Genomic DNA, 13,422 nt, shown 5'->3' with positions numbered 1-13,422 from the left:
GGCTCTATGTCAAATAGGGTTGATGAAAGATTTTAGCCGGAGCGCCTAACTTGCTTTACGCGAGTTAGGCGCTCTTTTTATTTCCGGTTGGTATAACCGTGTCATCAATAATATCCGGTCTCTAAAATGGGCAAAGTTCCGATAGCCAAAAGCCACGCGTTTTAATGCTTTGATACTGTTATTGATGCCCTCCAACGGGCCATTCGTTAGTTTTGGATAGTGTAATGTCTGTTCAATATGCGGCGCATACTTTTTGAATGTCCGTAATACTCTTCGCATACCGGGTGACAGCGGGGCGGCGTGTGATGTTTGTATGAGCGCTTTAAACTGCTCCATATGGCCCTGTCTTAACGCATCAGACAGTGCATGGGCGTAGTCGTAATTGGCGTTTAATGTTTCATCGACATTGAGCAGATACTGCGCAATACTGTCGGTGGACTTCCATTCTGAAAACAGCCGATATTTTTTATATTCCGTTCGCGTTAAGTGGTTCGGTGGTTTTAACAACAGCTTCCAGTACCGTTTAAACTTATTGTATAGTGGCCGGTCCCGATGTCTGTATTGATTCATGACTTGAATGCGCGTACGATTCAGCTCTCGATTTAATGCCTGAACCAGGTGAAACTTATCAATGATAATTTTTGCCTTCGGGAAACACGCCTGAATGACATGGAAGTAAGGGGCATACATATCAACCGTAACGGTCTTCACTTTGTGGCGCACCGACCGGTCATAGCGTAAAAAATATCGGGTTAATGCATATTGTTTCCGGTCTTCCACGATATCAATCACCCGATGGCTGACCGCATCACAGAATATAAAACTCATGGCTGTGTCCACCGATTTCACGCTTTTAAATTCATCAAAGCAGAGGTGTGCCGGTAAGGTGTGCGTCGGCCGCTGACGAATGGCATGCGCTGTTTCTTCAATCACACGACGCACGGTCGTTGTCGAGACACTCGCCATTTCCGAAATGTATTTTTCGGTGAGCCGTTGGTCGCATTGGTGGGCAATCCACTGACGGGTGCGTGTCGAGATGTGACAATATTTCTCGACGATGGGGGTCTCTGCAGTAAAGCTGTGGCCACAATCTTTACAGAGATAGCGCTGTTTTGTCAGTTTTAAGAATGCCGGCAGCCCGGAAATATGCGGCAACGTGATGCGGGAGGCACGGGTCCCGTTTTTGACGATACTGTACTCAGCATTCATGCATCCACAATCGGGACAGTGTGTCGGAATATACGTAAGTTTGGCCGTGATAAACAGGGATTTAATCCCTTTATGGCTGATCTCTTCAACCGTCGTGTTCGTGCAGTCGATATTATTCTCTTTTATTTGGAGTAAAGATAGTATAAAATGCTTCATAGGCGTAAATGTTTCCTTTGTATGGGGTGTGGTGACTTCATTATAAAGAACATTTGCGCTATTTTTATACCTTTTTATAGAAAAATACGATTAATGACATTTCAGTCATCAACCGTATTTATTATAGAGCCCATATCATCAAGCATTTGATATGTCACTCGTCTTTTAAGTGTTTACTGGATTATTTCTGATACCTACGATATATTATCTGAATTCACTTGGCCAAATGTGGATTTTACCGAATCCATCGCTTTTTTGTTCGTCTTTTGTTTAATCAATCCCTCGGCTCCATGGGCTCTCATTTTAATGGTCGTCGTGTGATTGTAATTGTCTTTGAGCTCAAAGTGAATGAGACTAGGGTTCATAGACATGAAACCTGATTCTACGATGCCTAAATACTCATTTTCTCCAATGCGCTGAGCATTTTCATCTGAAGGCATCATGATTGCTGTTGCCTGCATTTCTTCATTAAAAGACTGTTTAATTTTTTCAAAAGGTTCTTCCATGGTAAACGCATCTTCTTTTATTTTGAGTTTAGCAAATCCCCTGAAAAGTTTCGTGTTGTGTTTCTGTTTGAAAAATTGATTGAGGATATCCTTATAATCTTCATCATCTAATATTCTCATACGCCTGCTCCTCCTTATTTCCATGCTTTCATGTTAACAATGTTACGTGTAATGAGCAATTTATCTAAGGCGGTTTTAAATAATGGTATTATCTGAAAGAAAATGCCGATGGATTTAAGGTTATTTGGAAGAATATCTTTATGATAAGATATTTGAAGAAGTTGGACATAATCACTTATATTTGCTCAAGATTGATGAGTAAAGGGTATATACAGAGAAAATTGAGTTTGTACTGTAGAAGTAACAACACATTATATTTTAAAAAGTGTTTATATTGAAGATATTATCAAGGAGGAGAGGGGATTTCTCGGCTTTGAGCAGTCATCAACCGCCGATACCAGGGTGCTTATGTTATAACTAAGGAGGTGAATATGATGAATCTACACAAAAAGATGGAAGAGATGTTACTCAAGCGGCATACGCATATTTCCATGCATGTGCCGGGGCACAAAAATAATACAATCGGCTATCTCAGCAGTCTGCATTTGGATTTTGATATGACTGAGATTGACGGGATGGATGATTTGCATGAACCGACAGGGATCTTACAGGAAGTGAATCAGACACTGAGTGGCAAATATCCGGGTTATCATGCACAGATGATGGTAAACGGAACGACGAACGGCATTCTGTCAGCAGTATACGCTGTCAGTGATCAAACAGAAAGGTATTTCATCGTCGATTCGGCGCATAAGTCGGTTTATCATGCCTTAAAGCTGCTCAACTGTAAGCCGGTTCATATAAAATCAACTGAAATCGTCAATCGCCAATTGGACAGTCATGACACAATCATTATTACCTATCCGACTTATAGCGGTGAAGCCATTGACATCAGTAATATCATCCAATACGCCCACAATTATGGTACCACGGTGATTACCGATGAGGCGCATGGTGCGCATCTGGATATGGCACCGGATTTTCCGAAATCATCGATGAAGTATGATTCGGATATCACTATCCAGTCGTATCACAAAATGCTCCCGGCGCTGACGATGGCCAGTGTGATTTTCACGAAGTCCCGCGCATTGCATGATAAAGTGATGAAGTATGTCAATTATTTTGAAACCTCGAGCCCATCATATCTGATCATGCTGTCCATAGAAAGTGCTCAAGAGTTTTATGATAATTTCAAACCAGAGTTGTTCAATAAAAACCGGAAAAAAATTATACAGACACTCAAAAGCCGTGAAATTATAGTCAAATCACAAAATGATCCAACTAAACTCATTCTGAACCATCCGAGTCTAACGCCTTATGAATTGGCAAAAGTGTTTACCGATAGGCACATCTATCATGAAATGGTCACAGATCGAGGTGTGTTATGGTGTTTACCTTTGTTCCACAACGGGCATAGTTATCCACTGAGACTGCTCTTGGAAAGGATCGGTTCAGCTGATTTCAGCCGGGTACATATCACGCCAGAAAAAACAAACCTGGAGATTCTCAAAAACAGAACATGTATACGTACGATTGTACCGTATCCGCCAGGCGTCCCGCTAGTTCATGAAGGGGAAACGATTACCGATAATCATATGAATTGGTTATCACATTATGTGTCTAATCGTGTTAGAATGGAAGGTATACAGTACAATCTGGAATACTATAAAAATGAGGATAATCGATGAGTTACTTTATAACATTTGAAGGTCCTGAGGGTTCTGGTAAAACGACTTTGATTACAGCCGTATACGAGATGCTCTTAAAATCCCATAGCGTTATCAAAACCCGGGAGCCCGGCGGCATAACCATCAGTGAAATGATCAGAGAGGTTCTTTTGGCCAAAGGCAACGATATGGACTACAGGACTGAAGCATTATTGTTTGCAGCATCCAGACGCCAGCATCTTACAGAGAAAGTGATTCCGGCACTTAATCAGGGAAAAGTTGTTTTATGTGACCGTTTTGTCGACAGCTCAATTGCCTACCAGGGCTATGCCAGAGGTATTGGAACTGAAGCAGTTATGGAAATCAACCGCTTCGCGATTGAAGACTATATGCCGGATTTGACGATTTATCTGAAACTTGATCCTGAAGTCGGACTCAGCCGCATTTCCAGTAACAAACGTGATCGAAACAGATTGGATGCGGAACAAATAGACTTTCATCATGACGTGGTTTCAGGGTATAATAAATTATCAGAAATTTACCCTGAGCGCATTAAGACAGTCGATGCTAATCAGACACCTGAGAAGGTGGCAGAGGACGCATTAAAAATAATCAACCAATTTTTGGGATAAGAGGTGAACGAGTCATGAAAATGGTAATCGCAATTGTTCAGGATCATGATAGTCAAAGGTTGGCAGACCGCTTAACCAAACAAGACTTCAGGAACACGAAACTTGCTTCAACAGGGGGATTCTTAAGAGCCGGGAATACTACGTTCCTGTGCGGCGTTGAAGATGCCCGTGTAGATGAACTGCTCAAGCTGCTTGATGACACTTGCGGCAACAGGGAGCAGACAGTTGCTCCTGTGACACCTATGGGAGGTAACGCGGATTCATATATTCCCTACCCTGTGGAAGTTGAAGTCGGCGGCGCCACAGTATTCGTTCTGCCAATTGAACAGTTCGAAAGATTTTAAGTGGTATTCCCTATGACTATTGAAACAGGCAGTGTGTCAGAGCAGCTTGACCGCATCATTGACAGCGGCAGGCTCAGCCATACCTATATGTTTGAAGGAGATGCCATTGAGACACTCCGGCGTTACAGCGAATATTTTGCACTCAAGGTTCTAGGCGATACCGCACGCAACGAAGCTTTGGTCGCCAGCGGCAATCATCCGGATTACTTTTACCTGCGTACAGATGAAACGGCGATAAAAAAGGAAGCCGTGGAAGCACTTGTAAGTCGAATGAACCATAAACCAACAGAGTCTGACTATAAAGTTTATGTCATTGAGGCATTTGATAAATTAACGCCGCAAGCAGAAAACAGCGTGCTCAAATTTCTTGAAGAACCACCTGAAAAGACTATAGCAATCCTGCTTACAATAGATAAGAGCAGCATACTGCCCACGATTCATTCCAGATCACAGCATATTCATATTAAAGGTGACCGCAGCGACCGTGTCAAGTTTCTGGAACATTTGAATACGACGGAACAGAAAACGGTCGATGTGCTGGCTTTAAATGCGCAGCATGTTAAAGATCTGGGTGAGAACTTCTCTTCTTTGCGCAAAGCAGCGAAATCTTTTTCAGCCAAGTGGGTCGGCAGCCATCCTCTCGTTCTAATTGAGATAAAACAGATGCTGGAATTATGTACAGAACGCAGAGACTATACGCTGCTTTTACAATTGATCGACGGTTATGTCAGACAGGTGCTGCACGCATCACTCGACCTCGATGATTATAAACCTTATGATGAAGAGAAGATAGAAGGCAGGCAGTCTGTAGAACGGTTGTCCAGAATGCTGGAAGAGGTGCTGACAGCAAATCGCATGCTCCATTTCAATGTACATCCGATGCTCGTCTTTGAAAGTATGGTAATCTGCTCGAAAGGTTGAATGTATTATGATCGAACTCATCATTGCCACCCATCTTGACTACTTCGAGAATATTTATCTCGAAAACAGCCGGGAGAAGGTGGAACGGGATGATTATATAATTGCAGAAACAAAACGGGGCACGGCATTGCTCCGTGTTGTCAAGAAAAACTATGAAATACCTGAAGATAATATCGTAGAACCCGATGGCCATTTCATGCGCAGGGCCACAGAACAGGATTTGGAGAAATATCATGAAAATGAGTCGATGGCTGACGAAGCAGTAAGTTTTTGCAGAGAAGCCATTAAGACTGAAAACTTGGAAATGAATCTTGTGAATGCCAAGTATACAATGGACCGCAAAAAATTGATCTTTAACTTTACAGCGGATGAGCGCGTTGACTTCAGAAGTTTAGTCCGCGTACTGGCAACCCGTTTTAAAACACGCATAGAACTTCGTCAGATAGGGGTACGGGATGAAGCGAAGTACCTCGGTGGTATTGGGCCATGCGGTCGTGCGCATTGCTGTTCCACATTCCTGGGTGATTTTGTGCCGGTGAGCATACAGATGGCTAAGAATCAGGATCTGTCACTCAGTCCGTCGAAAATTTCTGGCGCCTGCGGCCGTCTTATGTGCTGCCTTAACTATGAGGATGATTACTATGAAGAAGCACGTGAAAGGATGCCGGATGTTGGTCAGACGATCAACACACCGGATGGAAGCGGCCAGGTTGTCGGCATGAATATTTTAGACCTCGTCGTTAAAGTGAAATATCAGGACGATTATATCCGTGAATTCCACTGCGATGATTTGGAAGCGGCCGGCGGTGTGCAGTAGATGGATCGTGAACTTCTATTCACCCATATCAGTAAGATGGAGTCGGATATTGAAAATATGCATGCGGAACTCCAGACACTCAAAGCGCTTGCCGTGCAGCTTGTAGAAGAAAATGTAAGCCTTCAGATGGAGAAGGAGAATTATGAACAGTTTTTTGAGGAAGAAGAACCCGCAGAAGCGGAATCTTTCAAAAAGAATACACTGAACAATCTCTACGATGAAGGATTTCATGTGTGCAGTGTCCATTTCGGGACACACAGACATGGGGATGACTGCCTGTTTTGTCAGGGCTTCTTCAGACATAGAGAAGAATAGGCGGCTGCGGCCGTCTTTATTATTATTCGAGGTGAGAAAATGCTGAATGACGGGGAACGTCTGGATGAATTATACCGCGAGTCGATGAAGATCATTCAGAGCAGAAAGGTGTTTGCATTTTCGGTGGATGCATTGCTGCTGGCCGATTTCACCCGGCTTTTAAAAAGAGACAGCCACATCATAGATCTGTGTTCAGGCAACGGCATTATACCGTTACTTCTGTCACACCGGACGGCCTTGAACATTGATGCGGTCGAACTCCAGGAGCGGCTGGTTGATATGGCAAAACGCAGTATAAGTCTCAACGGTAAGGGAGAGCAAATCAGCATTCATCAGGGGGATATAATACAGATTAAGGAGATGTTCGATCATTCGTCTTTCGATGTCATCACTGTTAATCCACCATATTTTACAAATAATCAGCCTGTGAAATCCCTCGACTCTCACAGTGCCGCAAGGCATGAAATCCATATTGACCTTAAAGGTGTTGTTTCAGCGGCCAGATACTTAATCAGAAATAAAGGCCGCCTGTATATGGTGCATCGGGCGGAAAGGAGTATGGAAGCCATCCATGTTCTGATGGATGGAGGGTTTCGCATCAGAAGGCTGCAGTATGTATATAATGATGAAAATTCCGGGACAGCCATGTTCGTACTGATCGAAGCGTTATTCCACAGTCAGGCGTATGTCGATGTGTTCCAGCCGTTTTATATTTACAATACAAATGGAAGTTATTCTGAGGCAATGCTCAGGGTGTACTATGGCTGAGTATTTTGTGTACATAGTGGAATGTGCGGATGAAACGCTGTATACCGGTTATGCCCGTGATCTTAGCCAAAGGATAAACACTCATAACAGCGGTTTTGGAGCGAAATATACGCGGAACCGTCTGCCTGTTGTGCTCAGACACTTTGAATCATTTGAGACGAAAAGCGAAGCAATGAAGCGGGAATATGTCATTAAGCGGATGTCACGGCAACAGAAAATTATATTGATAGAAAATGAAGGCGGGAATGATCATGCACTTATATGTGACTGGAACACCACTCGGTAATCTGGATGATATGAGCTACAGAGCGGTGGATACCCTAAAAAATGTGGATATTATACTGTGTGAAGATACGCGGGTAACCCGCAAGCTGACGAACCATTTTGATATCGATACACCGCTCCAGTCATATCATGATTTCAATAAGGAGGAAGCGGAAGCCGGCATCATCGAAGCGATGAAAGCGGGGAAGGTATTTGCACTGGTAAGCGATGCGGGTATGCCCGTAGTTTCCGATCCAGGATTTGAACTGATAAACAGAATGCAGGCTGAGGGGCTCGGGTATGTCACAATTCCTTCTGCATCGGCATTTACACTGGCACTGGTGGCAAGCGGAATCCCCTCATTTGAATTTACATATTTCGGTTTTTTGCCAAAAACTGGACGTAAACGCAAAGAAAAACTGACTGAGATAATGAATCATCACTACACATCTGTACTGTATGAATCACCGCATAAAATTTCATCTACTGTGTCTGCTATCAGCGACTTTGATCCTGACAGAGCGGTGAGTATTTCCCGGGAAATAACAAAGAAATTTGAGCAGCATAAACGGGGTGCCGCCAGAGAAATGCATCAGTTGCTCGGCAAAGAAATTCCTTTAAAAGGCGAATTCGTGATTGTTATTGAAGGTGCGCCGGAGGAGACAATATCATTCGATATCCCCGTGAATGACCATGTTGAACAGTTTGTCGGGCAGGGGTTGAAACCTAAAGAGGCGATTAAGAAGGTGGCAGATCTCAGAGGACTCAAAAAACAGGATGTCTACGACATATACCATAAAAATTAGGGAATGAATCGAACATGCCGGATTCATCCCCCCGATCAATATCACTAGTCCATTTTAGATTTGATCTCGTTTATAAGCTGTTCCGCGCCTTCCTGGCTTAGAACGATTCGTCCATCGGCCAGACGCATGTTTTTCTCAGATACATCACCTGTCACATCACACGTCATTTGCGGTTTATATTTCTTCAGTATGATTGTCTCGTCATCAGTGTAGATTTCGAGTGCATCTTTCACTTCAATATCTAGTACGCGTCTGAGTTCAATAGGAATAACAACCCGTCCCAGTTCATCCACTTTACGTACAATTCCAGTCGATTTCATAAAAATCCCTCCAAGATTCCTCTCACAATGGCCGTTAAATTTAGGTGTTAAAATTCTGTTATGACCATTTTCCTTAATTAAAAGTTGAAGTTTAAGAATATAACTTCAGATACCCGAAATTATATGATTGAAACATACAACTATCATATTCCTTGAACACTGTCAATAAAATTTTTAACATTTTGTCCAAGTTCTTGCTGATTATAGCATAGTAAATAGTTTGAACGCCAACGATATCATTGAAAACCTGGGTAAAATTAGTTATATTTAGTTAATGAACGATTTCGAGGAGGATACAACGCATGGAAAAACCAACTTATTATATAACGACTCCAATATACTATCCGAGTGGTAAACTCCATATTGGTAATGCTTATACAACCATCGCCTGTGATGTTCTGGCAAGGTATAAACGCATGCGTGGCTTTGAGGTTTATTATCTGACCGGTGCAGACGAACATGGTCAGAAAATTGAAAAGAAGGCCGAAAAAAATGGAGTTTCTCCTCAAAAATATGTCGACGATATGGCAGATTATATGAAAGAACTATGGTCTCTGCTGGAAATTACAAATGACCAGTTCATCCGTACAACGGAGGATGAACATAAAGCGGCAATACAGAAAATTTTCGAAAAGCTCCTTGATCAGGGTGATATTTATCTGGGTGAATACGAAGGATGGTATTCTGTAGAAGATGAAGAATTCTTCACTCAAACTCAGCTTGAAGAAGTTTATAAAGATGAAGACGGCAATATAACAGGCGGCCTTGCCCCGAGTGGTCATGAAGTGGAGCTCGTTCAGGAAGAAAGTTACTTTTTCAGAATGAGCAGATACGCTGACCGGCTGGAACAATTTTATAAAGATAATCCGGACTTCATTCAGCCTGAATCACGTAAGAATGAAATGCTGAACAACTTCATCCGTCCGGGGCTGGAAGACCTGGCTGTTTCCAGGACAACTTTCACATGGGGTGTACCGGTCTCATCAAACCCTGAACATGTGATTTATGTATGGATTGATGCGCTGTGCAACTACATTACGGCGCTGGGCTATGCATCAGAAGATGAAACTTTATTCAACAAATACTGGCCTGCAGATGTGCACATGATCGGTAAAGAAATTGTGCGTTTCCATGCGATCTACTGGCCAATCATGTTGATGGCCCTGGATCTGCCTCTGCCTAAAAAACTGCTGGGCCACGGCTGGCTGGTGATGAAGGACGGCAAGATGTCGAAGTCCAAAGGAAATGTCATTTATCCTGAAACAGTGGTGGAGCGTTACGGACTGGATGCGCTTCGATATTATCTAATGCGGGAAGTGCCGTTTGGTTCTGATGGTGTGTTTACGCCGGAAGCATTTGTTGACCGTACGAATTTTGATCTGGCCAATGATCTCGGTAACCTGGTCAACCGTACCATCTCTATGATTAACAAATACTTTGACGGTGAACTGCCTGAGTATAAAGGGCATCAAAATGCGTTTGACCAAAGCCTTGAAGATACAGTGAGAGAAAATGTTGAAATCTACGAGGCTGGAATGGATGAAATGGAGTTCAATCAGGCGTTGAGAGCGGTGTGGAACATCATCAGCCGCACAAATAAATATATCGATGAAACGACGCCGTGGGTCCTTGCCAAAAATGAGGAAAAACGTGAAGCGCTCGGCAACATCATGGTTCACCTGGCGGAAAATATCCGCATCATTACAGTGTTATTAAAGCCTTATTTGACAAATGGTCCGAAAGAAATCTTCAGACAGATGAATATTACAGATTCCTATCTTCAGACATTTGATTCCATATCAGATTACGGCAGTATCAGAATCGAGGAACGCATGATCAAAACACCGCATCCGATTTATCCGAGGCTCGATGTGGATGCGGAAGTCGCTCACATCAAAGATCTGATGACGCCTCCAAAAAATGATGACGATGAAGAATCTGAAGAGGGTCTGATCAATATAGAAGATTTCGATAAAGTCGACATCCAGGCTGCGACAATCATTAATGCTGAAGGTGTGAAAAAAACGGATAAACTGCTCAAGATCAAAGTGGATCTCGGCGAAGAGCAGCGTCAGATCGTCTCCGGCATCCGTATGCAGTATGAGCCGGAAGATATCATTGGCAAAAAAGTGCTCGTGATAACGAACCTTGAGCCGGTCAAACTGCGGGGAGAAGTCTCTGAAGGTATGATCTTAACAGCTGAAAAAGGAAACAGCCTGACCCTCATCTCTGTGCCGGATGGCATTGAAAACGGCAGTACTGTAAAATAACAACTGGAGTGATAGCAATGTTGATAGATACGCATGTACATCTCAATGCTGACCAGTATGAAGAAGACCTGGAAGCAGTTGTGACACGGGCAGAAGAAGCCGGCATCGGCAAAATGGTGGTTGTGGGATTCGATCGCAAAACGATTGAACGCACGATGGAGCTGATTGAAACATACGATAATGTATATGGTGTCATCGGCTGGCACCCGGTGGATGCGATAGATTGTACGGAGAAAGAGCTGGAATGGATAGAATCCTTAGCCGAACACAAAAAAATCGTTGGAATCGGTGAGACGGGGCTGGACTATCATTGGGATAAGTCCCCGCATGATGTCCAGAAAGCACTGTTTAAAAAGCAGATTGCGCTCGCAAAACGGGTGGGCCTGCCGGTGATCATCCACAACAGAAATGCCACAGCCAACTGCATCGAGATATTAAAATCTGAAAATGCACATGAGGCCGGCGGTATCATGCACGCTTTCAGCGGTGATGAAAATGATGCGGATGAGGTTCTCAGCATGAATTTCCATATTTCACTCGGCGGTCCTGTCACATTCAAAAACGCCCAGGACCCGAAAGATATCGCGGTGCATGTACCGCTCGATAAACTGCTTGTCGAAACGGATGCCCCCTATCTGGCGCCGCATCCGTACAGAGGAAAACGAAATGAACCTGCACTTGTGAAGCTTGTTGCCGAAAAAATTGCTGAGTTACGCGGTATAACATTTGAGACACTGTCAGAACAGACAACTAAAAATGCTCAGAATCTTTTCGGGATATAGTATGGATCACCGCTTTTTCGGGCGGTGATTTTATTTTGACATCACCGGCTGTGGTATGATGATCTGAAGGAGAAAAAATTTTATGGAAAAATCGGTTATAAAAGAAGTGATCATTGTAGAAGGCCGAGATGATACAAGACGGCTGAATGAGGCGGTCATATGCGAGACGATTGAAACGAACGGCTCGGCGATCGATGAGAGCGTTTTGAAAGAAATAGAAGTGGCTCTGGCCACAAGAGGGGCCATTATCTTTACAGACCCGGATTTCCCGGGACATAAAATCCGCAATACCATACTGGAACACTTCCCGGATATAAAGGAAGCATTCCTGCTGCGTGAACTGGCAAAAGGTAAAGATGGAGGTATCGGCATAGAACATGCTGATCCAGATGATATAAAGGAAAGTTTAAAGAATGTGCATACAAGTGTGCAGGTCACAGAAGAAACAGTGACAGTAAAAGATATGACAGTGTGGAAACTGTCCGGCAGTAAAGACGCTGCTGCGAGAAGACAGATTTTATGTGACAGGCTCAATATTGGTTATGCCAACGCGGGACAGCTGCGGAAAAAATTGAATCGTTACAGCATTGATAAACAGCGGATCATAAATATACTGGAAGAAATAACGGGTGAATAATTATGAAAGATATCGCTACAGCCGGCAGAACGAAACAGGTACTCAAAACACACGGTTTTGACGTTAAGAAAAGCCTCGGCCAAAACTTCATTGTGGATTTGAATGTCATTAACAGTGTGCTTGATAAAGCGGATATCGGTACACAAACAGGTGTCATTGAAGTCGGCCCCGGTATAGGTTCTCTTACTGAACAGCTGGCAAAACGGGCGGGGAAAGTCATGGCGTTTGAAATTGACCAGCGTCTGATCCCTGTGTTACAAGACACTTTATCACCTTATGACAATATTACAATCATCAATGGAGATATTCTAAAGGCAGATATCGACAGGGCCATCAAGGGATATTTTGAAGGAATGGAAGAGGTTATCGTTGTTGCTAATCTGCCTTATTACATCACCACACCGATAATTATGAACTTCCTGGAGCAGAATCTGCCGATCGGACGATACTATGTCATGATGCAAAAGGAAGTCGGAGAACGTATCAGTGCGCTTCCCGATACCAAATCCTACGGTTCGCTGTCGATAGCCATTGATTACTATACAAATGCCCGTACCGTACAGATTGTGCCGAAGACAGTCTTCATGCCGAACCCGAATGTCGATTCAATCGTAGTAGAAATGGTGAAGCGGGAAAAGAAGAAGGTGGAAATCGACGATGAAGCATTATTCTTCAGATTGACCCGCACTGCTTTTGCCCAGAGAAGAAAAACAATCCTGAACAATTATATCAGTGCCTTTGAAAACGGAAAGCAACTGAAAAATGAAATTAAGGAACTACTGGAATCAGCTGGTATCGATCCGAAACGCAGAGGAGAAAGCCTAACGATAGAGGAATACTCTGGTATCTACCACGAGCTGAAAAACTTTTCCGCTCTCAAGCTGAGAAACAGACAGGCATAAAAGTAACAAAATTTCAATGAAATTTTGACAGTTTTATGTAAACTTG

At 43.2% G+C, this 13,422-nt stretch carries 16 protein-coding genes; 13 read left to right on the top strand and 3 right to left on the bottom strand.

Annotation, left to right across the window (positions count from 1 at the left end; all coding sequences use genetic code 11):
* Nucleotides 1-45: 45 nt before the first annotated feature.
* The gene (locus G343_RS0102470) at nt 46-1,365 is read right to left on the bottom strand and encodes an ISL3 family transposase (protein WP_020006453.1); all 1,320 of its coding nucleotides are present in this window, start codon (nt 1,363-1,365) and stop codon (nt 46-48) included.
* A gap of 194 nt (nt 1,366-1,559) precedes the next feature.
* Nucleotides 1,560-1,991, bottom strand: coding sequence for a hypothetical protein (locus G343_RS0102465; protein WP_020006525.1), 432 nt, complete (start codon nt 1,989-1,991; stop codon nt 1,560-1,562).
* A 374-nt stretch (nt 1,992-2,365) separates the two neighbouring features.
* Between G343_RS0102465 and G343_RS0102460 the strand changes: the two genes are divergently transcribed.
* From G343_RS0102460 to rsmI, 9 genes are read left to right on the top strand one after another with little or no spacing between them, the layout of a single operon-like run.
* Entirely contained in the window at nt 2,366-3,619 is a 1,254-nt protein-coding gene (locus tag G343_RS0102460) for an Orn/Lys/Arg family decarboxylase (RefSeq protein ID WP_020006524.1), read from the top strand.
* Entirely contained in the window at nt 3,616-4,230 is a 615-nt protein-coding gene (gene tmk, locus G343_RS0102455; RefSeq protein ID WP_020006523.1) for a dTMP kinase, read from the top strand. Before G343_RS0102460 ends, tmk begins: the two co-directional genes overlap by 4 nt.
* 14 nt (nt 4,231-4,244) lie before the next feature.
* The gene (locus G343_RS0102450; protein WP_020006522.1) at nt 4,245-4,574 is read left to right on the top strand and encodes a cyclic-di-AMP receptor; all 330 of its coding nucleotides are present in this window, start codon (nt 4,245-4,247) and stop codon (nt 4,572-4,574) included.
* A 12-nt stretch (nt 4,575-4,586) separates the two neighbouring features.
* On the top strand, nt 4,587-5,495 hold the full coding sequence (locus tag G343_RS0102445) for a hypothetical protein (protein WP_020006521.1): 909 nt from the start codon (nt 4,587-4,589) through the stop codon (nt 5,493-5,495).
* 7 nt (nt 5,496-5,502) lie between these two features.
* Nucleotides 5,503-6,312 carry a PSP1 domain-containing protein gene (locus tag G343_RS0102440; RefSeq protein WP_020006520.1) on the top strand — a complete coding sequence of 270 codons (810 nt, stop codon included), beginning with the start codon at nt 5,503-5,505 and terminating at the stop codon, nt 6,310-6,312.
* On the top strand, nt 6,313-6,627 hold the full coding sequence (locus G343_RS0102435) for an initiation-control protein YabA (RefSeq protein ID WP_020006519.1): 315 nt from the start codon (nt 6,313-6,315) through the stop codon (nt 6,625-6,627).
* 39 nt (nt 6,628-6,666) lie between these two features.
* Nucleotides 6,667-7,395, top strand: a complete 729-nt coding sequence (locus G343_RS0102430) for a tRNA1(Val) (adenine(37)-N6)-methyltransferase (protein WP_020006518.1) — start codon at nt 6,667-6,669, stop codon at nt 7,393-7,395.
* Nucleotides 7,388-7,681, top strand: coding sequence for a GIY-YIG nuclease family protein (locus G343_RS0102425; RefSeq protein ID WP_020006517.1), 294 nt, complete (start codon nt 7,388-7,390; stop codon nt 7,679-7,681). Before G343_RS0102430 ends, G343_RS0102425 begins: the two co-directional genes overlap by 8 nt.
* Entirely contained in the window at nt 7,647-8,465 is an 819-nt protein-coding gene (gene rsmI / locus G343_RS0102420; RefSeq protein ID WP_020006516.1) for a 16S rRNA (cytidine(1402)-2'-O)-methyltransferase, read from the top strand. The genes G343_RS0102425 and rsmI overlap by 35 nt, the downstream gene beginning before the upstream one ends.
* A 44-nt stretch (nt 8,466-8,509) precedes the next feature.
* Here the strand turns inward: rsmI and G343_RS0102415 are convergent, their stop codons facing one another.
* The gene (locus tag G343_RS0102415) at nt 8,510-8,791 is read right to left on the bottom strand and encodes a transition state genes transcriptional regulator AbrB (RefSeq protein ID WP_156823554.1); all 282 of its coding nucleotides are present in this window, start codon (nt 8,789-8,791) and stop codon (nt 8,510-8,512) included.
* A gap of 296 nt (nt 8,792-9,087) precedes the next feature.
* On the opposite strand from G343_RS0102415, the gene metG reads away from it, so the two are divergent.
* From metG to rsmA, 4 genes are all read left to right on the top strand, one after another.
* The gene (gene metG / locus G343_RS0102410; RefSeq protein ID WP_020006514.1) at nt 9,088-11,055 is read left to right on the top strand and encodes a methionine--tRNA ligase; all 1,968 of its coding nucleotides are present in this window, start codon (nt 9,088-9,090) and stop codon (nt 11,053-11,055) included.
* 17 nt (nt 11,056-11,072) lie between these two features.
* Nucleotides 11,073-11,837, top strand: a complete 765-nt coding sequence (locus G343_RS0102405) for a TatD family hydrolase (RefSeq protein ID WP_020006513.1) — start codon at nt 11,073-11,075, stop codon at nt 11,835-11,837.
* An 82-nt stretch (nt 11,838-11,919) separates the two neighbouring features.
* Nucleotides 11,920-12,474 carry a ribonuclease M5 gene (gene rnmV, locus G343_RS0102400; protein ID WP_020006512.1) on the top strand — a complete coding sequence of 185 codons (555 nt, stop codon included), beginning with the start codon at nt 11,920-11,922 and terminating at the stop codon, nt 12,472-12,474.
* 2 nt (nt 12,475-12,476) lie between these two features.
* Nucleotides 12,477-13,376, top strand: a complete 900-nt coding sequence (gene rsmA / locus G343_RS0102395) for a 16S rRNA (adenine(1518)-N(6)/adenine(1519)-N(6))-dimethyltransferase RsmA (protein ID WP_020006511.1) — start codon at nt 12,477-12,479, stop codon at nt 13,374-13,376.
* Nucleotides 13,377-13,422 lie beyond the last annotated feature (46 nt).

The organism is Salinicoccus albus DSM 19776 (assembly GCF_000385175.1).
GTDB lineage: Bacteria > Bacillota > Bacilli > Staphylococcales > Salinicoccaceae > Salinicoccus > Salinicoccus albus.
The sequence above is the reverse complement of the archived record's forward strand: the minus strand, read 5'-3'. Positions and strand labels throughout refer to the sequence as shown.